The organism is Thalassotalea euphylliae, assembly GCF_003390375.1.
In the GTDB taxonomy this organism is placed as follows: Bacteria; Pseudomonadota; Gammaproteobacteria; order Enterobacterales; family Alteromonadaceae; genus Thalassotalea_F; species Thalassotalea_F euphylliae_A.
Genome location: NZ_QUOT01000001.1, coordinates 1,997,622 through 2,021,430, shown reverse-complemented (window position 1 = coordinate 2,021,430; position 23,809 = coordinate 1,997,622). Strand labels below are relative to the sequence as shown.

Genomic DNA, 23,809 nt, shown 5'->3' with positions numbered 1-23,809 from the left:
TAACAGAGCTTTAGTTCCACTTTATTCATCGTATAGCCACTTCATTTCATCCACAGTGTAACCACTTCAATTCTTACCCAATTAACTGTTGTATGCGTCTTTGCGCTACAACTTCATCAAGGACTAATCGCTCTTTCCATGTGTCGAGCTAGCTTTTGCTAACTGCGTTGTTATAGGTACCACATTGTTATAGGTACGACGCTAGCCGATAACGAATGTATTTATCTAAAGGGGTTGTCTTAAGACAAGAGCAACTCAGCAAAAAGCGGCGGAATAACCTGTTTTGGTTGTTACTTTTGAGTTGTTACTTTTTGGTGATGGTGAATTTCACCAAACTGGTGGTTAAATAAACTAAAATATCGTATGACATATTATGTCTTGATTGTGATGATTTCTGTTGTGTTTGAATAAAAGTCATAATAATCAATCGGATAAAAAATTTTTGAGGGTTGGCATATCACTTGTAATAACTAATACAAACGCAGCATGGGCTGCTGATTAAATTAGCTTAAAAAGGAAAGTGAGATGAACAAGTTAAAAACAATTTTAGTTGGTTCAGTAATGTCGATGTCTTTACTGGCGGTAACCGCAAATACAGCACAAGCCGCTGAAGTATCAACTGAACAAGCCATTACTCAGTTTGTTGTAGCACAAGGAAAACAAGTGGTTGCTAGTTTAGGAGAGCAGTTACAAACGTCTATCGCTGACTCAATTGCTGAAAGTATCGCTGAGTTTTCAATTGATGAAAGCTTTACTTGGTCAACCGATGAAGCGGAGGTTGCAGACGCAACTGATGAAGCTGACAGTGAGCCAAAAACAGAATCTAGTGAAGAAGAATAGGAGATTACCTCATGGGAATGTTTACACGATTTGCAGACATCATTAATGCCAACATTAACAGTATGTTAGATAAGGCCGAACAGCCTGAGAAAATGATCCGTTTGATCATTCAAGAAATGGAAGAGACCTTGGTTGAGGTGAGATCTACTGCGGCGAAACATATTGCTGAGCAGAAAACCATTAACCGCCAGGTGGCATCATTGGAAAAGAGCGCAGCAAGCTGGCAAGAAAAAGCAGAGCTAGCGATTAGCAAAGGCCGCGATGACCTCGCCAAAAGTGCCTTAGCTGAGAAGCACAAAGTGAAACAGCAAATGGTGACCTTGCAAGAAGAAGCCGACAAGTTGGAAGAGTTCTTAGCCAGTGTGCAAGAAGATGGTCAACGATTACAAACCAAACTTGCAGAGGCTAAGCGCCGCCAAGAAGCTTTGTTGTTACGCCAAGAGTCAGCAGAAGTTCGATTAAAAGTGCGTGAAAAGTCAACGCAATACAATATTGACGAAGCGATTAACCGATTTGAGCGCTATCAACAAAAAATTGAGCGTGTAGAAGCGGAAGTAGAGGCCTACGACATGACCCAAAATCAAGATTTGGACAGTCAATTTAGAGCCTTAGAAAATGACGATAACATTGACCAAGAACTCGCGACATTGAAGCAGAAAGTGAGTAATGCCGCTTGAACTAAATCAAGTGAAAAGGATACGGGAACATGGACGTTGATTTGATGTTTATATTGATGTGTTTAATGCCAGTTATCGCTTTTGCTATTGCTGGCCTGATCATCAACATCACCCGTAAATACCGTTATCGCAAGTTTATTAATAAGTGAGAAAGACCATGAGTTACAAGCCAAGTTATTTAACCCGAAAGCAGCTAACGAAGGATGTTCTTCATAAAAAAGTGTCAGGGGTTTGCGCAGGTATTGCCCGCTATTATCAATGGCCGCGCTGGGGTATTCGCGTAGCAGCCATCCTAGCATTACTCACTTTTCCTGTGGCAACGGGCGTTGCTTACCTAGTAGCTGCAATGTTACTGCCGACCAGAGCTTAAGCTAGTTTAAATAGCTTATGAATAAGGGAATATAAAAAGGCTAGGTTAAAACGCACTAGAAAATTAGCTAAACAAGGACGTTGAGCTTAAAAGCTACATAGCTAATAAAACACATAGTCAAAAAAATCACACAGTCAAAAAACCATAGTGTCAAAAGGCCATTTACACCAGAGCGCAAAGGGATATAAGGAAACCATCATGTCATTTTTCAAATCATTATTACTCGCTATTCTTGCCACTTTATTTTTAACTTACGTGTTGGGCATCAGTATTCTCGATTTGTTTGATGTTGATGTTTATATGGGTGATGAACTCATTGAACCGTTAAAAGCGATCAGCTTTGCTGCTTTAGTTGCGGTTGTCTTAGTGATTGTTGCCATGGCAATCGTGTTGACTGTATTTGGCTCGATCTTATTTGTTGGTTTACTTGTTGTTGGTGCATTGGGGTTAGCGGCGATTGGCGTGTTTTGGCCAGTATTAGTTGTTGCCTTTATTTTGTGGTTAGTACTAAGGGAGCCAAAGAAAGCGTCAGTAAACTAACCTAAAGGTGCTCACTGATTAGCAGTTAGTTGAAGCTTTTAAAATCTGCTCAAGTCAATTCAAGTAAAACATAAACAAATCAAGCGGCTTGCTATGCCGCTTGAATGCAAAGTAAGAATTATTTTTTTAAGAAGCCGTTGAGAATTGTTTTACAGTCATCGGTTTGCATTAATCGAGCAAAGGTTGGAAATTCGCGTTCAAGTGTTTCGTTAAGCAATGATTGGTTCGCTTGTTTGAGCAATCGTCGAGCGCTCATCACTGCATCATTAGGCAAACTAGCGATATGTTTTGCATAGTGGTTTGCGCTAGAAAGCAACTCAGCTTGGCTGACCTTTTTATTAATCAGTTGCAAAGAAAGTGCGGTGTCAGCGTCAAAGGTGTCACCTAATACCATTAACTCGAATGCTTTTGCATGACCAACAAGTTGCGTGAGTAACATGCTAGAGCCTGCTTCAGGAGACAATCCTAGCTTGGCAAAAGGCATTGCAAATTTGGCATTGTCTGCCGCGATAACAAGGTCTGCGTGCAGTAACAGGGTACAGGCAACACCAATGGCGGGGCCTGCTACTGCCATTACAATGGGTTTTTCAAAACTGGCGATAGCACGAACAAAATCGAAAGCGTCTGGCTCTTGGTCTGGCGGGCAAGCGAGAAAGTCATTTAAATCGTTACCTGCACAAAAGCAATGCTCATTACCTTGGATTAATAAGCAGCGAATATCATTATCGCTATTGGCTTGATTCACATAATCACTTAAGGTGTTGTACATTGACGTCGTCAACGCATTTTTTTTATCTAAATTATTCAAGGTGATAGTTAACACACCTTGAGCTTGCTCGGCGAGAATTAAGTTATCCATTTTTAATTGGCTTAGTTACAATAGCGTCACAAAACACTAATCGTTATATCAAAGGATGTATAGCTAAGATGAAACTTTTTGTTCAACTTATTACCGCAGTAACGCTGTTCACAGCCAGCTTTCACAGTGTTGCGAAAAGCGCTGAAATTGTGGTTGAAGATGCTTACGTACGCGAAGTGATTCCCGGAAATTCAGTTACCTCAGCTTATATGACGATTACCAACCAAGGCGGGCAGGCAATAAAACTCGTTGCCGCCAAAAGCGATGATATTCCAATCATCGAGATTCACGAACATACAATGCATGACGGCATGATGAAAATGGGGCAGGTAGCCTACGTTGAGATTGATGCTAATGCGCAAGTTAAATTACAGCCGATGGGGCTGCATCTAATGATGTTTGACCTAGAACAGCCATTAGCTGCAGGCCAACAAATTGCTGTCACATTAGTGTTTGATAATAATACTAGCCTTGATGTGACCTTGCCTGTGCGCAGTATTAAAACAATGAAAAAACAAGCAAAACACCATCACCACTAGAGGGTACTATGAACGTAAACATCTCCACCAAAACCGTATTGGGCACTGTTGTTGGTGTCTTTTTTCTATTTTATTTAATCGGCGTGTTTTGGAGCTTCGAGCCAGATAGCTTTGATATCAAAGAGCGTGTCACTAAAGATGCAAGTGCAGAAAATGTTGCGCCAGTTGTTGGCTACACCACAACGACAGCATTAATTAACGTGACGGAAACCTTGTTAGACAAGCCCGGTGGCTATCTAAGTAATGACGTTCTGCCGCCGTCGGTTTTTTTGGATAACATTCCATCATGGGAGTTTGGCGTATTGGAAATGGTGCGTGATATGGCCCTTGTTATGCGCCAAGAACTAAGTCGCTCGCAATCACAGTCATTGGAAAATCAGCACCTTAAAAATGCTCAGCCACAACTGAATATTGACCATACCAGTTGGGCAGTGCCATCAGCTGAAAGTGAATACGGCAAAGCGGTTGCCGAATTATATGCGTACCGCTCAGCATTGGCCGATCCTGCTACGCAAACTGCACAATTTTATGCGCGTGCCGACAACCTTCGTGCGTGGTTAAGTGAGGTAGAAAAACGTTTAGGTAGTTACTCGCAGCGCCTAAGTGCCAGTGTTGGTCGTGAAGTGATGAACACTGATTTAGCTGGCGACAGCGTGGCACAACAATCTACTTACTCAGCACCAAACATTGCGATTAAAACCAGCTGGTGGCAAATCGATAACGAATTTTACGAAGCGCGCGGTGCTTGTTGGGCGTTATTACATTTCTTAAAGGCCGTTGAGATTGATTTTAACGACGTGCTTGAGAAGAAAAACGCGAAAGTCAGCCTTCAGCAAATTATTCGCGAGCTAGAAGCAAGTCAGCAAAGTGTTTGGAGCCCAATGATCTTAAATGGTGACGGTTTTGGTTTCTTAGCAAATCACTCGCTAGTGATGGCGAACTATATTTCACGTGCAAACGCCGCGTTAATCGATTTAAATGAATTATTGAGTCAAGGGTAAATCATGAGAAAAACACTAATCGCCGCTGGATTAGCAAGCTTAATGTCGACAGCTGCGCATGCTGATGTCGTCGGCCTTTATATCGGTGCTCAAATATGGGACAACGAGGCTGAAGGTATTTTTGGTGAAAGTGGCCAGCAGCGAGATTTCAATTTAGGTGACGAGCAACAGGGCAGTTACTTTATTGCGGTAGAGCACCCGATCCCTTTGATCCCTAATGTGCGAATTGCCAGTACGACACTTGATACAAAAGGCTCAACACAAATCACTGAGCCGTTAGAATTTGACGATCAAAATTTTGCTGCTGGTGCTCAAGTTGCCGCTAGCTTTGACGTAAGTTACATCGACTACACGCTTTATTATGAATTGTTCGACAATGGTTTATTCAGCTTCGACTTTGGTTTAACAGCGCGCGATTTTGATGGCGATGTTACGCTTAGCTCGCAAGTGACCAGCAACGATTCAAGTGGTAACCCTGTAAGTAATACCGTCGAAGGCAAAATCAATACCTCTGAAATTGTACCTATGCTGTATGCATCGACGGAAGTTGGTTTAATGTTTACTGGCCTAAGCTTATTTGCCAATGGCAACTTCTTATCGATTGATGACCATACCTTGTACGACTACCAGTTAGGTGTGAGCTACGCCGTGGTGGATAACATCGCTATCGATGTAAACTTGCAAGCAGGCTATCGTTCAGTCAAATTAGAACTTGATGATTTAGACGACCTTTATTCAGATCTAGAATTTGATGGGGTGTTCGCAGGAGTGACCGTTCACTTCTAGTCTATCGACAAACCGGTAACGTCACTTAACAAGCTAAAAAGCCTTACTCAGTAAGGCTTTTTTTGTGTCTGAATGACGCCAGTTGAAACAATTCAATATACTCTGGCAAGTTGTTATGTATGGTTACAACGCGTTGATAGATCAGTGCAGCTCTAGCCGCTGCCGCTCACCGTTTAATTGCGACTGCCAGAGCATTAAATTCTTTTCAAATAGCTGAGCTATTGTCTCGGTTTTTATAAGGCCGGCTAAGTCCTGGTTAAAACGAGCTAGTAGCTTGTCGCAACCTGAGTCTTTCACAAAGCCAAAATGAATATAGCCGTCAACGGCAAATGGCGTTAGGGCGACGATTTCATCCTGTAAACCACTGTTGGAAAGATATGATATACCTGGATAATAGCCGGTAACAAAATAGTCGGCACGGCCACGCAATACCATCTGAAAATTCTGCGCTAACCCTTTTACTTGCTGAATATTAAGGTACTGGTTTGCAAAATTATCAAAGGCTTCGCCATGGCTATCGCCCAAGTTGATATTACCGACTTTTCCTATCAGGCTGCGCCAGTCGATAAATGAAAACTCTTCACCTTTTTTAACAAATACGGCCACGGGATTATTTAGCACAGGTGCACTAGTAAAGTTCAAAAATTCACGACGCGCTGGGGTATCTTTTAGCCCCAACAGTAAATCAGTTCGACCATGTTTTGCCATTTCTAACAAGCGTTTCCATGGTACTGGTGAGCTAACTTGATAATCGACCTGATAACGCTCTAGTAGTTGCTTTGTGATATCTATGGTAACGCCATAGAACTCACCATCATAATACCAATGAAAAGGCGGGTAGTTTTCATGGGCACTAACCGTGATTGATTGGCATGGCTCAGCTTGTGTTGTTGGCAACACCATAATACACAGCAGCAAAGCAAAAAATAATATTACCAAATTCAATCAAAACACCTTTTACGTCTAATGTTGATGAAAAAGAGTACGGTTCGGGCACTCATGTTGTCAGGGGGAGCGCATCCTAACGTATGCTGAACAAAAATTACACTGTTTTACTGGTTTTTAGAACCAGTGGTTACATATTAATACAGTCTGTTAGTGAATACCTTAATAGCCTTGGGTTATAGCCTCTAGTCGTGATTAACACACCCACATAATTGAATTGGTGTAAGACATGGTTAATTGATCTTGAAGTCAGAGACTTTGGTTTTGTCTATTTGGCATTAGATGAATAATGGTTATGTTGGTTATATGAACAGCAAGTTGACGAAGTGGTTGACCTTTTCTACTTTCACCCCCTAGTATAGAAGAGCTGTTAGGATCGGCTACAGGCTAAGGACAGTAACGCTTATTCGATTTTTTGGTATAGCCTACAAAGTATTTTCACTTACTACTCGCTGGCTCCTCAATTACTGTCCGGTGTTACCTTTTCTAATTATGAAAGCTCGTGATAAGTTTTTACCGCTTAAGGAAGTAATATAGAAATGACTATTATAAATATAAAGACACTAAATGATGTCGAGTCGTTAGAGCAAGCAAATCCGGGGGCGAGTCATAGTGAATTTAACAACACTTATGACGCGATTAAACATAGTGCCGCTCAGCGTCCTGACAAAACGGCCATTTCGTTCTTTTTACAGGGTGATGCCTACAACAATGCCCACGATATTTCTTACCAAACACTACTTAGTAAAATTACCCAATCTGCCAACTTCTTTGATTCAATTGGTCTGACAGAAAATGACGTAGTTGCGTTCTTTTTACCGAATACGCCAGAAGCGCATTATGTGATTTGGGGTGGTGAAGCAAGATGTCAAATTTTAGCCATTAACCCGTTGCTTGAGCCTAAGCAAATTGGTGATTTAATTAACTCAGTGCAAGCGAAAGCTGTGGTTACCATGAACCCAATGCACCAAATTGAATTGTGGCCTAAGCTTGAGCAGCTATTGCCTGAGCTTGTTCATACTGAGCATGTCATTGGTATTGATATCGCACATCACGTAACGGGCCCAATGGCAGAGCCTGCACAAGCAATGCAAGCGCAAATGCGTGGCGGAATTAGTTTGCCAGAAGGTAAAACGTACCATAACTATACTGCGGCAATCGCTGAGCAAAACGGTGAAGCGTTAAACTTTACACGCGAATACACTGATGAAACTATTTCATCACTTTACTGTACAGGTGGTACTACAGGGCTACCTAAAATTGCGCGTCGTACCCATGTTAATGAATTAAGCAACGTAAAAGCGGTTCAGCAATCTAACTCGCAGATGCTTAACGAGGAAATGGTCGTACTTGGTGGTTTACCTTTATTCCACGTAAATGGTGCCTTGGTAACTGGTTTATTACCATTTACCGTGGGTGGTACTGTAGTAATCGCAACCCCGCAAGGCTACCGCGAACCGAATGTTATTCCAAATTTCTGGGACATAGTTGAACATCACAAAGTAACAACCTTTAGTGCCGTACCAACAGTTTACTCTGCCTTGATGAACTTCCCAATTGAAGGTAAAGACTTATCGTCGTTAAAGTTCGGTATTTGTGGCGCAGCGCCAATGCCTGTTGAGACCTTTAAATCTTTCCAAGAAACCACTGGTATTAAAATCTTGGAAGGTTACGGCTTAACTGAAGGTACTTGTGTTAGTAGTTTGAACCCATTCCACGGTGAGCAAAAAGTCGGTTCAATTGGTCTTCGTCTACCTTACCAGCAAATGAAAGCGGTAAATATTGATGGCGACAAAATCACGCGTTACTGTGATACCGACGAAATTGGTGTGTTAGCTGTTCGTGGCCCGAACGTATTCTTGGGTTATCAACTTGAGCATCAAAATAAAGGCTTATGGCTTTATGATGAAGACGGCAATCGCTGGTTAAACACCGGTGATTTAGCGCGCCAAGATGAAGAAGGTTACTTCTGGCTAACAGGTCGTAAGAAAGAGCTTATTGTTCGTGCGGGTCACAATATTGAGCCGAAATTGATCGAAGAAGCAATGTGTAAGCACCCTGCGATTAACTTAGCAGCTGCAGTTGGTAAGCCTGACTTACATGCGGGTGAAGTACCTGTTTGTTATGTCCAGGTGGAAGATCCGAGCAGTCTCGATCCAGAGGAACTACTGAGCTTTGCAGCTGCTGAGATTTCTGAGCGAGCGGCGATTCCTAAAGCAATTCACATCGTAGAGCAATTACCAGTGACAGCGGTAGGTAAAGTATTTAAGCCTCAGCTTGAAATGCAAGAAATTGACAAGTGCATTAATGCTCTGGCAAGTGAGATGCTACCGCAAACTCAGGCAAGTGTTTCAGTTGCGCAAGATCCTAAACACGGTATTTTAGCGAGTATCGAGTTAGGTGAGTGTGATGGTGAAGCGAAAGCTGCGTTTGTTAAGAAGCTAGGTGAATATACCTTCAAATCATCGTGTAACTAATACTGCTAACTAATACCGTCTGTTACGCCAAGTGGCAACACCTAGCTTGGCGTCATTTGGTTTTGCTTAGCTTGAATTAGTTTAGTGTTAAACGATAGGTTACAGAGTGAAGCCCAACTGAATTCAGTTGGGCTTTTTTATGGCTGCCTCAATCCAATTGGTGTTGGTTCAATTGGTGTTAATTCAATAGTTATTAGGCTTGTGGGTAAAATAGCGGTTTTAAACCATCAAGCTTATCAAACAAGTGCCAAATGTAGTTCTTAGTGCCTTGCTCTCGATGCGGGTGCAAATCGGCTAAGTCAGGATCATTGCAATAATGATCAAAGGCATCTTTCGACTCCCACTCCACTAAAATCATCACGGTTCTAGGCTCCATGTCGCCGACCAATGCACTGTCATATTTGCCCAGTGCTAAAACTCTACCACCGTGTTTTTCTACTTCTGCTGCCGAGCGCCTTGCATATTTAAGGTATTCGTCATTATCAGCTAAATCAAATAGGTTTAGTGCATATACCGCCATGGTTAATTCCCTCTTTGTAGTTATTGTTAGTCAGTTGTTATTTATTCAAAGCCAGTTATTACTTGCTTAGAGTGCAGCTTGGTGATTTTTTATGCAAGCCTTGTGTTTAATGCTATGCAAAATATTAACAACCCTTAGACAATCAAATAATTATTCACACAATGCACTTTTTAATAGTCTAAAAGCGTACAACTTTATAGTTATACCAACTGAATTAGATAATTGACCAATTCAGAGCGTTGTCAGCGGTGAGAGAATAAGTCAAATTTGTGCCGATATAGTTATTCTAAATCCAACAAATTTGGCGCAGTTATCTGCTACGCTGGCACGCTCCCGAAGGGCGAGTTTAAAAGGCTGATATGCAGCGTTATTGATTTTGCTTCTCATGTAGAAAAAGGGGAATAACCAATCTCTGCAATCAATGCCTTGCCTCTAAGCCTTTTAATTCTCGCTGAATGATTAAGTATTTATTTCAATTGGTATCAGTGCGTATTTAATAATAAAAACAAGAACAGAATGCGCCCACGAAATACAAAATTCTAACAGGGGGAACTATGGGGACTGTTGAAAATATTAATACCAACACTGAATTTGGTTATTTAGAAGAGCAGTTAGTGGCGCAAAAAGCGTCTTTTCTTCACCAGCCAATGCCTAGTGCGCAAGAGCGTATCGATAACCTGAATAAATTGAAGTCTGTGTTAATTGAGCACACTGATGAAATTGTCTCAGCCATTAGCATGGACTTTAGCAATCGACCAGAGGCAGAAACTTTACTTGCCGAGATCTTTCCATTACTTGATGCGATTGAATACAGCAAAGGGCGCGTTAAGCGTTGGATGAAACCAAGCAAAAGAAAAACGCCATTAACGTTGCAGCCAGCCAAGGTTGAAGTGCTTTACCAGCCGGTCGGTGTGGTGGGCATTGTTGTCCCGTGGAATTTCCCAGTATTTCTTGGTTTATCGCCACTTGTCTCGGCACTCGCTGCTGGTAACCGCGCGATGATTAAAATGTCAGAGTTTGCGCCGCGCACTGCCGATTTAGTACAACGTATGCTTGAGTCAGTATTTAGCAAAGACCAAGTTGCGGTATTTACCGGTGAGGTTGATGTCAGCTCAGCTTTCACCAAGTTACCTTTTGATCATCTTGTTTTCACTGGCGCAACAACGGTTGGCAAAATCGTGATGCGCGCTGCGGCTGAGCATCTAACACCAGTCACACTAGAACTAGGTGGTAAATCTCCGACCATTATCCACGATTCATTCCCTATTGAAGAAGCGGCGCAGCGTATCGCGTTTGGTAAGGGCATGAATGCTGGTCAAATTTGTGTATCACCGGATTATATTTTTGTTCCGAGACACAAGGTTAACGCCTTCGCACAAGCATTTGTGAAAGCGATGAGCAAGGCCTATCCAAGTATTCGCGCTAACGATGACTACACTGCTATTATTAGCGACCGCCAGCTCGTACGCTTAAAATCTTATTTAGATGATGCGAAAGAAAAAGGCGCTGAGTTAATCACGATTAATCCTGAAGATGAGACCTTCGAAGATACTCGCAAGATGCCAATGACATTGGTGCTCAATACTAATGAGTCTATGTTGGTTGAGCAGGAAGAGATCTTTGGCCCAATTCTACCGATCAAAGCATACGACGATATTGAAGAAGCGATTACCTATGTTAATGATCGTGCTCGTCCGCTAGCACTTTACTATTTTGATTGGGACAAAGAACGTGCGGCTAAAATTCTTGCGCGCACTCATTCCGGTGGTGTTTGTTTAAATGACACCCTTAGCCATGTGATGGCAGACGATGCGCCATTTGGTGGTATTGGGCCGTCAGGTATGGGTCATTATCACGGTAAAGAAGGCTTTGTGAATTTCAGTAAAGCCAAAACTGTGGTAACTAAAGGCCGCTTCGACAGTATTAAATTTATTGCTCCACCGTGGAACAATCCTGTCCACAAGTTACTTACTAAAATGTTATGGTTTAAATTTAAACACTTAACTCGTTAGTCAGGAGCGATACATGAAAAAGCATACAACAAAGGCGACGGATTACGATTACGTGATCGTCGGCAGTGGCTTTGGTGGCTCAGTTAGTGCACTAAGGTTGAGTCAAAAAGGCTACAAGGTTCTAGTGATTGAAAAAGGTCGCTGGTACAAAGATAGCACCTACGCCCATAGCGCTTGGGATTTAAAACGCTGGCTGTGGATGCCGCTATTAGGCTTGCGCGGCATTATGAAAATGACCGTACTCAAGCATATCACCGTTTACTCAGGTGTTGGCGTTGGCGGCGGTTCTCATACCTATGGCGCTACGTTACCGACCCCGAAAAAAGCGTTTTTTAATACTGGCTCTTGGGCAAATTTACAAAACTGGGAAGAAGTGCTTAAACCTTATTACAAAGAAGCACTGCGTATGTTGGGCGCACAAGACAATCCCAACTTCACACAAGCTGATATAGTGATCAAAGAGCTCGCCCAAGACTTAGGCAAAGAAGATGAGTTTCACCCATCGCGTGTTGCGATATTCTTTTCCGACAAAAAAGATCATGGTTCTTTCGTTAAAGATCCTTATTTTGATGGCGAAGGGCCAGAGCGCAGAGGTTGTATAGAGTGCGGAAGCTGCTTTACCGGCTGTCGGTTTAACGCCAAAAACACGCTCGACAAAAACTATCTTTACCTTGCGCAAAAGTTAGGTGCTGAGATTGTGGCCGAGCAAGAAGTGCATGATATTTACCCTGCGGGTAAGAAAGATGGTAGCGAGGGCTACTTTGTCTCGTTTAAAAGCTCAAAACCCTACAGTTTCAAGAAAAATCACGTGGTACGTGCCAAAGGTGTAATTTTCTCTGGTGGTGTGCTCGGTACCGTGCCGTTGCTATTAAAACTGAAGGAAAAAGGCTCATTGGCAGGTTTGTCTGATAAAGTCGGTGACGATATTCGCACCAATAACGAGACGATCAGCACTGTAACCTCGTTCAAAGAAGATATTAATTTTGCCCAAGGGGTGTCGATTGGTTCGGTGTTACATACTGATGATCACAGTCATTTAGAGCCGATTAACTACAACGCGCAGTCAACTGTAGTTAAGTTCTTACACGCCCCTAATGTTGTTGGTCGAACCATTTTAAGTCGTGCTGCCTCTTTCGTTAAGTTGATGGTGACTGAGCCGAAAGAAAATTTGAAAGTCTTATTCACCAAAGACTGGAGCAAGAAGTCAATTATCTTGCTGTTTATGCAACACTTGGACAGCACCTTGTCGTTAAAACGTGGCCTAGGTGGGCGACTCACCAGTAACTTAGGTCAAGGCCCTGCGCCATCGCGTTACATCAAAGAATCAACCGCTATCACTGAGAAGATAGAAAAGATTGTTGATGGTAAATCAAGCACCGGTATTACTGAAGCGGTTTTTGGTACACCATCGACAGCCCATATTCTGGGGGGCTCTGTGATGGCGGCAAGTACAGAAGAAGGTGTTATCAATGACAAGGCAGAAGTGTTTGGTTACCACAATATGTATGTTTGTGACGGCTCTGCGATTTCTGCAAACCCTGGTGTCAATCCATCGCTTAGCATCACGGCGTTAAGTGAGTGGGCAATGAGCCATGTTCCTGATAAAAACTCAGAAGAAAAAGACAGCGCTTAGCCCACCAGCAGGCGCTGATCATTAATTAATATAAAAAGAAGTAAATTACTATGGAATCAGCAATTACCTTTGCATTACTTGTTGCCCAAGGGATTATTATGTTTTCGCTTGGCATTGGCCTTGAAGTTAAAGACTTTAAGCGTGTTATAGAGCGACCCTATGTTTTCTTTGTCGCCATGCTTAGCCAAGTGGTGCTCTTACCCATACTGGCGTTTGGCACTGCGTACTTGTTTGACTTCCCACCCGTGTTTGCGGCGGGCTTAATGCTATTGAGCTTTTGCCCAGGCGGCGTGACGAGTAACATTATTTCTAAGTTATCAAAAGCCGATGTTGCTTTGTCGGTTTCGCTAACCGCTGTGGTCAGCGTCTTGGCGTTTATGACGGTGCCTGTGCTTGTTGCCATGTCGATGAAACACTTTCTAGGTGAAGAGGCGGTGACTTTCTCGCTGTTTGATTTAGCCTTTGTCACCTTTCTTATCACCACAACACCAGTGCTACTGGGTGTGTTAATTCGCCATTTTAAAGAAAACATCGCCAATGCGATTCAAGGCGGCTTAGAGAAAACCGCCATCATACTTTGGGTGATTATTGTTGTCTTAGCGATTGCTAACTCGTTTGAACGTTTAGTTGATAGTTTCGCGGTTATTGGCGGAGGCCTATTGTTCTTGCCATTTATCATGATGGTGATTGGTATTGTTGTCAGCCGCCTGTTTGCGCTGAACAAGAAAGAAAGTAAAACCTTGGGTATTGAAACCAGTATCCAAAATGGCCCGTTAGCCATTGCTATTGCTGCGACCATTAACGATGCAGATTTAGCTATTACTGAGTTGGCACTGCCAGCAGCGGTTTACTCGATTACCATGTACTTTGTTGCCTTGCCGTTTATCTTTATTTTTAGAAACTGGGGTGAAGAAAATAACGTTACTGGTGCAAGTGCGGTAGCTTCAAAGTAGCTAAGCCATCGCACTGATGTAGTCGTCGGCCTTATTGAGCCACAAAGCGGCGTTACTTGCTAAAAGTAACGCCTTTTTTTATTAAACCTCTCATCCTAAGTGATAGCTAATAAACTTAAGTTACATTGCTGGCGGTGGGAACAATGCTTTTAAATGGTGTGTGCCGTTGGGGTGCATTGCAACCATAGTACCGTCTTGCCACATACTACTAATGGCTTTATTAATGGTCTCGATAAATGCTTCGGTTTTGTGACTGCGATGACAAGAAACGACTAGGTAGTCGGTTGATAACACATGGTCTGCGTCAAAGCTTACGCGCTCGCTATTACGTGCTGTTGCTAGCATATTGACGATAGGGTACCAACCAACAATTAGTTCTGTGCGGCCAAAATGCAGCATATCAAATAGATGCCTGTGATGGCTGGCAACAATATGGGTTGCGTTATCAAATGGCGGCATATTCAGTGCGTTAAACATCTTAATATTGCGTACATAGCCAATATTAACGTTAGCCAAGTCTTGAGCTGCTAACAGCGCTTGATTGCGCTCAAAAGTAAATTTGAATAGCAGTAGGGCGGATATGGCTTGTGAACGCACAATATCGTGTTGTTTGGTTCGATCAAAATAACGGTTAGAAGAGCCAGGCAGTATACAGTCAACCTTTTTATGATCGAACAAACTCATGGTTCTCGCCATCGGCATAACATCATAATTTATTGTTAAGCTCGTGCGTCTAGCAATCTCTTGATAAATCTTATCCAAATAACCTTGTTTGTCGTGTTGCTGAATTTTCTCAGCAAGCACGCCTGCAAATGTGATTGGCGTTTCGGCTTGGCAATATGAAGTAAATAAGCCTATTGCAAGAATTAGGGGATAAACAGCTCGTTTCATTCTACTCCTACAACATGTTAAAGGCTAAATAGCTTGAAAATTACGGGTTAACTGCCTAATTCCGTTGGCTATTTATTCTTAATTAATTTGTATGAGAGAAATTATAGCTGCAATTTGATGCCTTACTTTGATCAAGGCAGGCTAATGAGCAGAAATTTCTGATAACAACATTAGAGGAGAAACAAAATCGTTTCAATACAGGTACTAACGTTTGAAAAATAGTGTTTTCCAGCTGTACTAATATTGCACAAAATATCACAGCATTGCCATAAAGCAAAGCTGGAAAATCTTAGTATTATGCGCTGCTTCGTTTTAAACTAACGGCTAAGCATAAAAAGTTAGAGAAGTGTTAGTTGTGGCTAAGCATGCTCTTTTTGCAGCCATTCACAAAGCGCTTCTTCACCTGGCTCTGGTAGAATTTCACCACCTTCCATTACCCATTGGGCAGGCACTTCGTGCAATGAAAGATCAATTTCATAAGGGGTTAATTCAAGTAAATTAGCAATGCGCTGTGTCATATCTGCCGATAGCGTATCGTTCATGTCCGGCGTTCGACCTTTTCGTACAGCACCTAAGACGTTAACCGTTGCGCGCGGCTGTAAAACAGCGTTGTGTGCGAACGTTACATTAACAAAGGTTTCTGGCGCACCGGTAATACCACAATGAACATCCATAATTAATATGGCTAGCTTTTCTCTAGTCGTTTCCGGTAGCGGGTTTTTCGTTGACACAGTATAAAGTGGCATAGTTTTATCCCTCAAATATTTAGTATTACTATTAAAATTGTAGATGGATTAAAGGTCAGTGCTAGTTGTCAGATAACCTTTTTTGAAATAACCAACAATTAAGCGCAACATCATTCTCAGCTTAGTTTTCTTACGTACCTTCTCATCAACACGTGCATCAAAGGCTTCATGCATTCTTTCGTACTCTGACATGTCTGGCGATACTAGGATGATTTCATTCTTGCTACAGCCAGTAATGTGTTGCCATTTCGCGCAAATCTCACTCATAAATGGATGACGTTTGTCAGCGGGCATACCATCTTCTACTGGTAACTGCACGGTTGATGCACAAGACAGCTTACCTGCTATGTATGATTGACGATAAGGCAAGTCTAACCAAGCAAATACTAGGCGATAGTCAGCACCAAAGTGGGCTTTATAAGTACTCGAGATCACTGCCTCAAGTTGCTTAATATTGTTATAGCCAAGTGAACCTTCTTGTATTGAGCAAATTACTCGAACCGTTTTCATTTACAAATCCACCTAAAACAAATCAATGTTTAAATTACTGTTTGATTACATCATAGGTAAGGAAGCTTAATTTCGAACAGTGAAAAAATTTACTCACCCTTAATAATTTATCGAATATAAGCTTTTGATATATGGATATTTCATAGAGTAATAACTCTAAAATTATTCCGTTAAAGTAGTGAAAAACTTAGCCATTCAAAATTTTCATAACGTAGCAAAAATAAGTTCATTACCTTGACTAAATTTTATTAAGTACTATCGTGGCACGTTAAACCCCAAGGTAAGATGGATTTAAGATGTCAAACACTCCACTATCAGAAGAGCTTAAACTACGTTCAGGTTCTGTTCTTAAAAACCGAATTTGTAAGTCTGCAATGAATGAAGCCATGGCAACAGGCGATGGCCGAGTAGTAAGACAGTTTGAAGTCTTATACCGTACTTGGGCAGAAGGTGGTTCAGGTTTATTAGTGACTGGTAACGTTATGGTTGATAAGCGCCATGCTAACGAACCATTAGCCGTTGCTGTTGAAGATGAACGCGACATGCATTTACTAGAGCTTTGGGCTCGTGGTGCAAAGTCAAAAGGCGGCCAAATTTGGGCACAGCTAAACCACCCAGGTAAGCAATCACCTAAATTCTTAAACGGTCACCCTGTAGCACCATCTGCTGTGCCACTAGCTAGTGATATGTTCTTCCCTCCGCGTGAGCTAACGGAAGAAGAAATTTTAGATATTATCGAGCGTTTTGCTAATACAGCGAGCATATTAGAAAAAGCTGGCTTCGATGGTGTTCAGCTACACGGTGCACACGGTTACCTTATTAGCCAATTCTTATCACCAAATCACAACAAACGTGAAGATAAGTGGGGCGGTAGCTTAGAAAACAGAATGCGTTTCGTTACTGAAGTATACAAAGCCATTCGTGCTAAGCTTGGTCAAAACTTTGCTGTTGGTATCAAACTAAACTCTTCAGACTTCCAAAAAGGTGGTTTTACTCAAGAAGAGTCAATTGAAGTATGTAAATGCTTAGATGAGCTTGGTATCGATATGATTGAAATTTCAGGTGGTAGCTGGGAGAACCCAGTAAACCGTAAAGGTAACCTGAAAGAGAGCACGAAAAAGCGTGAAGCTTACTTCTTAGAGTTTGCTGAGCAATTAAAAGAAAACGTTTCTGCGCCAATTATGGTAACGGGTGGCTTCAGAAGCCAGGCAGCTATGGAAGAAGCGGTTAACTCTGGTGCGGTTGACGTAGTAGGCATTGCACGCCCGCTAGCAGTTGACCCTGATCTAGCCAACAAAGTACTTAACGGCCAAGGTTTCGTTTCAACAGTTCAGCCAATCACCACGGGTATCAAGAAAATTGATCAAATGGCGATTATGGAAATTAGCTGGTACACCGATAACATTCGTCGTATGGGCGATGGCAAAAGTCCAAAGACCAAAGTACGCGGAATTTGGTCAGTGATCGCGGTACTGTTTAACTTCTGGAAACGTGGTCAAACCGTTAAGCGCGTTCGCGCGTAGTAGGAATAAAGCGAATAAAGCGCCTACTAAACCTTTAAAAAAGCAGTCAGAAGATGGGCAAAGGGTGTTGAACCTTTTGCCCATTTTGCGTTTTAAGACATTTAATTCTTTTAGATTTTTTGCCGTTTATCTGTTCTAACCTAGTGACCACGCGCCATTGATGTAGCGCAAACATTACTCGCTATAGCGCAACCTTATATACGTTATTCCTATACATTCTATTAGTCACATACTATGCTAGCGGGCACAAAAAATTATACACAACAGGCATTTGATGTGATCGATATTTCAGATATCCACATGATCAAGGTGATCAGTGAGGTTGGTAGTATCAATAAAGCTGCTGAATTATTGAGTGTTTCACAACCCACTTTAAGCAAGAAAGTTAGCCGCCTAGAGCAAAAAATTAACATGGAGTTGTTCTTCCGCGACAGCGCCGGCATGATCCCAACGGAAACGGCTCGCCTATTGTTGAGAAAGGGCGATGAGCTGAAAAGTCAGCTTGATATTATCGAGCGCCAGCTGGAATTAATGGCCAATTTAGTAGGCGGCACCGTGCGCGTTGGTGTTGGCCCTATCATCGAACAAGATATTTTACCTAAAGCGCTATTAGACTTTGCCGAGCAAGACTATAAATTTAAGATCTCAGTCGTCACCATGTCGTCTGAAGGTTTACTCGACGCGTTAAAGAAAAGCCAAATTGATATTGCGATTGGGCCATTTGCCGCAAACGACGTACCGAACGAATTTATTACGCCGTTTATGAATTACGACAAGCTAGTTGCCGCTGTTCGTAAAGATCATGAGCTCGCGAAAGAGAAGAATGTCAGCTTGGAAGTGCTGATGAAATACAAATCAATCACGCCAAACATCCCGAAAAGCCTGGGTAGCCAAGTGACGGATCTACTGCGTGGTCGTCCGCTAGATCCGATGATCATTTGCGATAATTATAATATGGCTAAAACGATAGTGGCGAATTCTGATTACGTAACTGCTGGCCCAGAGACTCTATTCCATAAGGAGTTTGCTAGCGGTGAATTAGTAAAGCTCGACTTTCAAACAGAAGTCTTTTGGCAATGTCGCTGCTTATTAAAACCAGAAAATTTATTAATTCCTGTCGTTAAAGAAGTGGTCGAACTATTCTCGCAATATATGTTGGCCGAAGGTGGTGATGACAGCTAGCTGTTGCCTGTAAAGGCCCTAGCCGAGTGAGTTTTGCTTGGCTAGTTCACTCCATACTTATTAAAAAATTTTATAGCTGTTGTGAAATAAATTTATTATTCAGAGTCATGAATTTCGCATAGCATCCCCGCGTGGAATTTATGGCAAGAATCGATCTTTTCTTCGCCATCTTTATCAGAATTTACCCTATACCCAACTGGTATGGCTTCATTACTCAATGAAGCTGGGGTAGAATGCTCCGCTTTTTGGCGTCGTATGTTGAAGTTTTTTAGTTGTATCGCATACTTTTTCTCTCAGTGAAAGCTAGGATTTTTCTGGCTTGCAGTACACATATCTCTTCTTTTCAAGCATTTCGCTAAATCAATCGTTAAGCAAGGTGAGCCGCTAGTTATCTAGCGTGTGAATGGACTTTTTGCGACTCTAACGAGTACTTTGCTTTTCAACGAGGTTGCCGCCTTCAGGTTTACGCAACCATTAGAAAACACGAAAGAGTTATTATTAAATAAATGAAAACCAAATCTTTTAAATTAAATCTTATTGCAGCGGGCTTACAAGTTGGAGCCGTTTTATTATCTACTTCTGCAACAGCAGCAGGTTTCTACCTGCACGAGCACAGTGCTAACGGCTTAGGCCGTGCATTCGCTGGTCAAGCAGCACTTGCTGAAAATGCGACAGTGTTATACTCAAACGCTGCCGCGATTACTGAATTCGACAAGGCTCAATTAAGTGCCTTTGCTAGCTACATTGATCCAGGTATTGATATTGACGGCACAGTGACTGTAGGTACTGCCGCTGGCACAGTGACTCATGACGCATCACATGATGACGTTAGCCCAAGTGCAGTGGTTCCTGCATTTTTCTACGTTCAGCCACTAAATGACAAATGGTCTGCGGGTCTGGGTGTATTTGCTAACTTCGGTTTATCAACTGACTTCGATTCAGATTTCAACGCGTTACACTTCGGTGACAGAGCTGAAATCACGAGCTTAGGCATCAACCCAACTATCGCTTATCAAGTGTCAGACGAGCTAAGCTTAGGCTTAGGTGTTACAGCAAGCTTCGTTGAAGCTGAATTAGGCTCTGCTGTTTCTAACGTTATTTCTGATGCTGTTGGCGGTTTAGTACCTGCAGGTGCACAAATTGCCCAAATGGAAGGTGATGACTGGGGCTACAGCTGGAATGTTGGTGTACTTTGGAAGCCAACAAGCTCAACTAACATTGGTTTAAGCTACCGCTCAGAAACTAAGTTAGAAGTATCAGGCGACTTATCATCACAAGTGATTGCAAGCGCAAACCAGTCGGGTACGGTTGACCTAGATTTACCGGCAATTGCTGAACTTGCCATTAGCCAACAGATTACTGATGCGCTATCAATTCAAGCAAGTGCTAACTGGTTTGGTTGGAGCAGCTTTGATGTACTAGAAGCGGATTTAGCAGACGGTACTATTTTCCCAATTGCTGAAGAGCATTTTGAAAACAACTGGAAACTAAGCTTAGGTGCAACTTACGAATTATCTGACGCATGGACGGTTCGTGCAGGTTACGCTTACGACGAAGGTGCAGCAACAACTGAGCATCGCACACTAAACATTCCTGATACTGATCGCCAATGGTTCAGTGCTGGTGCGACTTACACAATGGATGAGTCAACGACAATCGACTTCTCTTTATTGAAAGTTTACGGTCGTGAAGTGGGCCTTTCAGAATCTCGTGCCGTTGGCCCGATCAGCTCAGAACTGAATGCTACGCAAAGCTCAAATGCAACTATCCTAAGTGCGCAAGTTAACTACTCGTTTTAATTAGCACTTTGTCGTTTTAACTAGCATTTTGAAAATAGGCTAACGCGATAGTCGATTAACAATCGAGTGCTACTGAAGCGATATAAGCTAGAAAGCCGACAAATTAGTATGTCGGTTTTCTAGCTTTTTTATGCGTTTTTATCGCTTCATGCTTGCCAATTAAAACGCGAACTACTTGCAGCGATAAGTCAGATTAATTTATCCCAAAAATCGACAGATTAGCTGATTTGTTGATTAGCGCTTGTCAGTCAAAACCTGCCGCCAATAGAGTCAGCTTCTTGATCGAGCAAGTCTACTACTATCTCTTGGCAATTTTGCTTTGTTAGCAAGCCGCCGTGACTAATCCATTCTAAATCAATGACTTCAGTGCCAGGCAAATGACTGAAGGTATATGGGTAAACGATTAAGTCTTGTTTTGAGGCGATCGTGAACACTTTTGTATTGGGAATAAGCGCCTCAAAGCTCGGTAAACTCGTAATAAAATTACCTTTGCTGTAAAACATTTTTCTCGTCCATTTAAGCGCAAAACGGGTAACACTGCCTGTGCCTAGATGTGGGCTACCTAAAGTGATGACTAGGCCAATGTGAGGGGCAAGGTCAGGGTGGCGTTGCAGTACTAGACGGGTGATCAAACCACCCATAGAATGGGCGACCACTACTATCTTGCGATTAGGTGCAATTCGAATTATTTCTTGAATGGCTTGTGCATAACGTTCGACATAAATTTGTGGAGCAATGTAGGGCTTGCCCATATCAATCGCCCAAGAATCAAAGCCTTGTGCTGACAGCGTTTGGCGCAAGCCATAAAAACAGCTGCCATTCATATAAAAACCATGCACACATAAAATATAAGGGCGGTGATCTTTACTGATTTTGATCGGATCTTTTTTGTCGTGCTTGAATATTGCCCACCATACAATTTTGGCAGAGCTGATAATCGCTTCGAGATGAATTCGCCAAAAACCTTGCAGTGTTAATTTCGGATAACTGATGCCTAGTCGCTGATGAGCGTATGCTGAGCGAAAGCATAAGGCCAGAATAATAATGCAGGCTAGCAGGTAAATACTGAGTAGATAAAATAATACACTGCTCATCAATGGCTGACTTCCTTCTTAGTTATGGTAAATTTAATCAATGCCATAGCGTGACTGCTGTGTCGAAGCGATATTGTCACGCTAGTGATTTGATTATACTCGTAAACTAGAAAGTCAGCCGCACTAACTGCACTGAGCGAGCAATTAACCGGTTTAGCGAGTTAATTTACGACAAACGCTCGGCTATTTCTGCTACGGTTTCTTTACCAAAGAACAATTCCTCTCCAATGTAAAAACTCGGTGCGCCAAAGCTGCCTTTATCTACTGAATATTGCGTATTTGCTGCCAGCTTTTGCTTAATTTCATCGCTTTGGCATAGCGTCATAATCTCATCAGCTGGTAATTCTGCGGCAGACAGTACCTCTATCAATACTTGCGCGTCGTCCATTTTTAAGCCTTGTCGCCACATACCATCGAACATGGTATTAACGTACTTCTCAAATACTTGCTCGCCAAGGCTTTGCGCAGCAATTGCACCGCGCATAATCATCAACGTATTAACTGGAAAGTGCGGGTTCAATTTAAACTTATCGACTAGCTGATAACGGGTTAAAAATCGGCGTAACTCGGCTTGCATATAGGCAAACTTGTTCTTTATTTTTTGATTCGCGAGAAACGGTGACGTATTGCCTGTTGTTTTAAAAATGCCGCCAAGTAGTACAGGTACGTAATCAAAATTAACTGCTTTTTTCTGCGCTAATTCTTGCACTAAAAGGTGGGCCAAGTAGGCATTAGGGCTACCAAAATCAAAGTGAAATTCGACGTTTGTGGTTATAAGTTGCTCCTTGCTTACCATTTTTCTGCATACGGGCGAATATCAAGCTCGAAAGTCCATGCATCGCGAGATTGCTGATGCAGCTGCCAGTATGCTTGTGCGACTGATTCGGGCTTCATTAAACCGTCTTCTGGCAGTGAACTTTCGTCAATACCGCGCTCTTTCATCAACTGATGTACCCATTCTGTATCTACACCGGCATCAATAACCAAGTGAGCAACGTGAATATTTTTTGGGCCCAACTCACGTGCCATGGCTTGTGCGAGCGAGCGCAGGCCTGCCTTAGCACTAGAAAATGCGCCAAACCCTGCATTGCCTTTTACACTCGCAGTCGCTCCTGTGAAAAAGATTGACCCGCGTTTTCTTGGCACCATATATTTCGCCGCTTCACGCCCATTTAAAAAACCTGCAAAACAGGCCATTTCCCAAACTTTGTGGAAGACACGTGAAGTGGTTTCTAGAATAGGGAACTGAACATTGGCGCCAACGTTAAAGATCATCACGTCAATTTCGCCCACGGTACTTTCAATTTCAGCAAATACATGCTCAACATTGGCTTCGTCGCGAGCATCTAAAGCAAAGGCTTTTGCTTTGCCTCCGAGTTCACTTATTTCATCGACGAGTGGCTGAAGTTTTTCTACTTTTCTACGCCCTAAACATACGAGGTAACCTTCTTGGGCGAACCGTTTAGCAATCGCACTACCAATATAGTCGCCGGCCCCGACAATTAGCGCGACTTTTTCTGCTGTTGATGACATTACACCTGACTCCTGTTGTTGCCTTTTCTTGTTGTTACTTTTTCATCGTTCCTTGTTGTGCCAGCACCTGCTCAGAAAAATTTTTTTAACAATAATTTTAGCTCTTAAAAAGTGAGCAAGTCATTGGCATGGTTTAAGTATTACTTGTTTACCTGAGAAATAGCTATTCCATTTTTTTATCGGGGTTAATAAATTTCACTTGCGTTTTTTTTGTTCACAGGTTTAGATAGAAAAAACTGAGTAATTACTCAAAAATTTAATGTAAGCGCTTAGCTCTTGATATAGAACTAACACATAAAGTGCTGACATTTGGTTCATACGAAAAGCTTGTAGAGAACCCATTAGTGCAAAAGTCAAAGCAATAACATACCGAGCTTTC

General features: G+C 42.3%; 23 protein-coding genes. 14 read left to right on the top strand and 9 right to left on the bottom strand.

From position 1 onward, the window contains the following. Positions 1–525 precede the first annotated feature (525 nt). The 4 genes from DXX94_RS08945 to DXX94_RS08930 all read left to right on the top strand — a co-directional run bounded on the left by DXX94_RS08945 (position 526) and on the right by DXX94_RS08930 (position 2,427). Positions 526–840 carry a hypothetical protein gene (locus tag DXX94_RS08945; protein ID WP_115998931.1) on the top strand — a complete coding sequence of 105 codons (315 nt, stop codon included), beginning with the start codon at positions 526–528 and terminating at the stop codon, positions 838–840. Between the two features lie 11 nt (positions 841–851). Further along, positions 852–1,517, top strand: coding sequence for a phage shock protein PspA (gene pspA, locus DXX94_RS08940; protein ID WP_115998932.1), 666 nt, complete (start codon positions 852–854; stop codon positions 1,515–1,517). 157 nt (positions 1,518–1,674) lie between these two features. Further along, entirely contained in the window at positions 1,675–1,887 is a 213-nt protein-coding gene (locus tag DXX94_RS08935) for a PspC domain-containing protein (RefSeq protein ID WP_115998933.1), read from the top strand. Positions 1,888–2,085: 198 nt separating this feature from the next. Then, positions 2,086–2,427 (top strand): hypothetical protein, encoded by a 342-nt coding sequence (locus DXX94_RS08930; protein ID WP_116015295.1) that lies wholly within the window; start codon positions 2,086–2,088, stop codon positions 2,425–2,427. 118 nt (positions 2,428–2,545) lie between these two features. On the opposite strand, the gene DXX94_RS08925 is transcribed toward DXX94_RS08930, so the two are convergent. After that, positions 2,546–3,286, bottom strand: coding sequence for an enoyl-CoA hydratase (locus DXX94_RS08925; protein ID WP_116015294.1), 741 nt, complete (start codon positions 3,284–3,286; stop codon positions 2,546–2,548). Positions 3,287–3,354: 68 nt separating this feature from the next. Between DXX94_RS08925 and DXX94_RS08920 the strand changes: the two genes are divergently transcribed. Genes DXX94_RS08920 through DXX94_RS08910 form a run of 3 tightly spaced genes read left to right on the top strand, consistent with a single transcriptional unit; the run spans position 3,355 to position 5,612 of the window. Further along, on the top strand, positions 3,355–3,825 hold the full coding sequence (locus DXX94_RS08920; protein ID WP_116015293.1) for a copper chaperone PCu(A)C: 471 nt from the start codon (positions 3,355–3,357) through the stop codon (positions 3,823–3,825). Positions 3,826–3,833: 8 nt separating this feature from the next. After that, complete coding sequence (locus DXX94_RS08915; protein WP_116015292.1) at positions 3,834–4,826, top strand: DUF2333 family protein; 993 nt, start codon at positions 3,834–3,836, stop codon at positions 4,824–4,826. A 3-nt stretch (positions 4,827–4,829) separates the two neighbouring features. Beyond that, positions 4,830–5,612, top strand: coding sequence for a TIGR04219 family outer membrane beta-barrel protein (locus tag DXX94_RS08910; protein ID WP_116015291.1), 783 nt, complete (start codon positions 4,830–4,832; stop codon positions 5,610–5,612). Positions 5,613–5,753: 141 nt separating this feature from the next. Here the strand turns inward: DXX94_RS08910 and DXX94_RS08905 are convergent, their stop codons facing one another. Continuing rightward, entirely contained in the window at positions 5,754–6,557 is an 804-nt protein-coding gene (locus DXX94_RS08905; RefSeq protein ID WP_116015290.1) for a substrate-binding periplasmic protein, read from the bottom strand. Between the two features lie 539 nt (positions 6,558–7,096). Between DXX94_RS08905 and DXX94_RS08900 the strand changes: the two genes are divergently transcribed. Continuing rightward, positions 7,097–9,034 (top strand): acyl-CoA synthetase, encoded by a 1,938-nt coding sequence (locus tag DXX94_RS08900; protein WP_116015289.1) that lies wholly within the window; start codon positions 7,097–7,099, stop codon positions 9,032–9,034. Positions 9,035–9,227: 193 nt separating this feature from the next. Here the strand turns inward: DXX94_RS08900 and DXX94_RS08895 are convergent, their stop codons facing one another. Next, on the bottom strand, positions 9,228–9,554 hold the full coding sequence (locus DXX94_RS08895; RefSeq protein WP_116015288.1) for a DUF1330 domain-containing protein: 327 nt from the start codon (positions 9,552–9,554) through the stop codon (positions 9,228–9,230). A 572-nt stretch (positions 9,555–10,126) separates the two neighbouring features. Here DXX94_RS08895 and DXX94_RS08890 point away from each other — a divergent pair. Genes DXX94_RS08890 through DXX94_RS08880 form a run of 3 tightly spaced genes read left to right on the top strand, consistent with a single transcriptional unit; the run spans position 10,127 to position 14,152 of the window. Further along, the gene (locus DXX94_RS08890) at positions 10,127–11,566 is read left to right on the top strand and encodes a coniferyl aldehyde dehydrogenase (RefSeq protein ID WP_374188847.1); all 1,440 of its coding nucleotides are present in this window, start codon (positions 10,127–10,129) and stop codon (positions 11,564–11,566) included. Positions 11,567–11,579: 13 nt separating this feature from the next. After that, positions 11,580–13,199 carry a GMC oxidoreductase gene (locus tag DXX94_RS08885; protein ID WP_116015286.1) on the top strand — a complete coding sequence of 540 codons (1,620 nt, stop codon included), beginning with the start codon at positions 11,580–11,582 and terminating at the stop codon, positions 13,197–13,199. 50 nt (positions 13,200–13,249) lie between these two features. Then, positions 13,250–14,152, top strand: a complete 903-nt coding sequence (locus DXX94_RS08880) for a bile acid:sodium symporter family protein (protein WP_116015285.1) — start codon at positions 13,250–13,252, stop codon at positions 14,150–14,152. Positions 14,153–14,272: 120 nt separating this feature from the next. Here DXX94_RS08880 and DXX94_RS08875 read toward each other — a convergent pair whose 3' ends face one another. The 3 genes from DXX94_RS08875 to DXX94_RS08865 all read right to left on the bottom strand — a co-directional run bounded on the left by DXX94_RS08875 (position 14,273) and on the right by DXX94_RS08865 (position 16,299). Then, the gene (locus tag DXX94_RS08875; protein WP_116015284.1) at positions 14,273–15,043 is read right to left on the bottom strand and encodes a transporter substrate-binding domain-containing protein; all 771 of its coding nucleotides are present in this window, start codon (positions 15,041–15,043) and stop codon (positions 14,273–14,275) included. 359 nt (positions 15,044–15,402) lie between these two features. Continuing rightward, the gene (locus tag DXX94_RS08870) at positions 15,403–15,789 is read right to left on the bottom strand and encodes a 4-oxalocrotonate tautomerase (protein ID WP_116015283.1); all 387 of its coding nucleotides are present in this window, start codon (positions 15,787–15,789) and stop codon (positions 15,403–15,405) included. Between the two features lie 48 nt (positions 15,790–15,837). Continuing rightward, positions 15,838–16,299, bottom strand: coding sequence for a hypothetical protein (locus tag DXX94_RS08865; RefSeq protein ID WP_116015282.1), 462 nt, complete (start codon positions 16,297–16,299; stop codon positions 15,838–15,840). A gap of 296 nt (positions 16,300–16,595) precedes the next feature. Between DXX94_RS08865 and DXX94_RS08860 the strand changes: the two genes are divergently transcribed. From DXX94_RS08860 to DXX94_RS08850, 3 genes are all read left to right on the top strand, one after another. Continuing rightward, positions 16,596–17,822: an NADH:flavin oxidoreductase/NADH oxidase family protein gene (locus DXX94_RS08860; protein ID WP_115998948.1), complete on the top strand. Its 1,227-nt coding sequence runs from the start codon at positions 16,596–16,598 to the stop codon at positions 17,820–17,822. A gap of 276 nt (positions 17,823–18,098) precedes the next feature. Continuing rightward, positions 18,099–19,004, top strand: coding sequence for a LysR family transcriptional regulator (locus tag DXX94_RS08855; RefSeq protein WP_181901521.1), 906 nt, complete (start codon positions 18,099–18,101; stop codon positions 19,002–19,004). A 506-nt stretch (positions 19,005–19,510) separates the two neighbouring features. Continuing rightward, positions 19,511–20,803, top strand: a complete 1,293-nt coding sequence (locus DXX94_RS08850; protein WP_116015280.1) for an OmpP1/FadL family transporter — start codon at positions 19,511–19,513, stop codon at positions 20,801–20,803. 248 nt (positions 20,804–21,051) lie between these two features. On the opposite strand, the gene DXX94_RS08845 is transcribed toward DXX94_RS08850, so the two are convergent. From DXX94_RS08845 to DXX94_RS08835, 3 genes are all read right to left on the bottom strand, one after another. After that, positions 21,052–21,897 (bottom strand): esterase/lipase family protein, encoded by an 846-nt coding sequence (locus DXX94_RS08845; RefSeq protein ID WP_116015278.1) that lies wholly within the window; start codon positions 21,895–21,897, stop codon positions 21,052–21,054. Positions 21,898–22,063: 166 nt separating this feature from the next. Continuing rightward, complete coding sequence (locus tag DXX94_RS08840) at positions 22,064–22,693, bottom strand: 2-hydroxychromene-2-carboxylate isomerase (protein ID WP_220348069.1); 630 nt, start codon at positions 22,691–22,693, stop codon at positions 22,064–22,066. Further along, complete coding sequence (locus DXX94_RS08835) at positions 22,687–23,430, bottom strand: SDR family oxidoreductase (RefSeq protein ID WP_116015277.1); 744 nt, start codon at positions 23,428–23,430, stop codon at positions 22,687–22,689. The genes DXX94_RS08840 and DXX94_RS08835 overlap by 7 nt, the downstream gene beginning before the upstream one ends. Positions 23,431–23,809 lie beyond the last annotated feature (379 nt).

What these genes read in the sequence shown, in the direction of transcription:
- DXX94_RS08885 (WP_116015286.1), top strand. Translation starts at nt 11,580, where the DNA reads ATGAAAAAGCATACAACAAAGGCGACGGATTACGATTACGTGATCGTC.
- DXX94_RS08895 (WP_116015288.1), bottom strand. Translation starts at nt 9,554, where the DNA reads ATGGCGGTATATGCACTAAACCTATTTGATTTAGCTGATAATGACGAA.
- DXX94_RS08845 (WP_116015278.1), bottom strand. Translation starts at nt 21,897, where the DNA reads ATGAGCAGTGTATTATTTTATCTACTCAGTATTTACCTGCTAGCCTGC.
- DXX94_RS08875 (WP_116015284.1), bottom strand. Translation starts at nt 15,043, where the DNA reads ATGAAACGAGCTGTTTATCCCCTAATTCTTGCAATAGGCTTATTTACT.
- DXX94_RS08840 (WP_220348069.1), bottom strand. Translation starts at nt 22,693, where the DNA reads ATGGTAAGCAAGGAGCAACTTATAACCACAAACGTCGAATTTCACTTT.
- DXX94_RS08850 (WP_116015280.1), top strand. Translation starts at nt 19,511, where the DNA reads ATGAAAACCAAATCTTTTAAATTAAATCTTATTGCAGCGGGCTTACAA.
- DXX94_RS08910 (WP_116015291.1), top strand. Translation starts at nt 4,830, where the DNA reads ATGAGAAAAACACTAATCGCCGCTGGATTAGCAAGCTTAATGTCGACA.
- DXX94_RS08865 (WP_116015282.1), bottom strand. Translation starts at nt 16,299, where the DNA reads ATGAAAACGGTTCGAGTAATTTGCTCAATACAAGAAGGTTCACTTGGC.
- DXX94_RS08870 (WP_116015283.1), bottom strand. Translation starts at nt 15,789, where the DNA reads ATGCCACTTTATACTGTGTCAACGAAAAACCCGCTACCGGAAACGACT.
- DXX94_RS08920 (WP_116015293.1), top strand. Translation starts at nt 3,355, where the DNA reads ATGAAACTTTTTGTTCAACTTATTACCGCAGTAACGCTGTTCACAGCC.
- pspA (WP_115998932.1), top strand. Translation starts at nt 852, where the DNA reads ATGGGAATGTTTACACGATTTGCAGACATCATTAATGCCAACATTAAC.
- DXX94_RS08900 (WP_116015289.1), top strand. Translation starts at nt 7,097, where the DNA reads ATGACTATTATAAATATAAAGACACTAAATGATGTCGAGTCGTTAGAG.
- DXX94_RS08925 (WP_116015294.1), bottom strand. Translation starts at nt 3,286, where the DNA reads ATGGATAACTTAATTCTCGCCGAGCAAGCTCAAGGTGTGTTAACTATC.
- DXX94_RS08860 (WP_115998948.1), top strand. Translation starts at nt 16,596, where the DNA reads ATGTCAAACACTCCACTATCAGAAGAGCTTAAACTACGTTCAGGTTCT.
- DXX94_RS08915 (WP_116015292.1), top strand. Translation starts at nt 3,834, where the DNA reads ATGAACGTAAACATCTCCACCAAAACCGTATTGGGCACTGTTGTTGGT.
- DXX94_RS08835 (WP_116015277.1), bottom strand. Translation starts at nt 23,430, where the DNA reads ATGTCATCAACAGCAGAAAAAGTCGCGCTAATTGTCGGGGCCGGCGAC.
- DXX94_RS08945 (WP_115998931.1), top strand. Translation starts at nt 526, where the DNA reads ATGAACAAGTTAAAAACAATTTTAGTTGGTTCAGTAATGTCGATGTCT.
- DXX94_RS08880 (WP_116015285.1), top strand. Translation starts at nt 13,250, where the DNA reads ATGGAATCAGCAATTACCTTTGCATTACTTGTTGCCCAAGGGATTATT.
- DXX94_RS08930 (WP_116015295.1), top strand. Translation starts at nt 2,086, where the DNA reads ATGTCATTTTTCAAATCATTATTACTCGCTATTCTTGCCACTTTATTT.
- DXX94_RS08935 (WP_115998933.1), top strand. Translation starts at nt 1,675, where the DNA reads ATGAGTTACAAGCCAAGTTATTTAACCCGAAAGCAGCTAACGAAGGAT.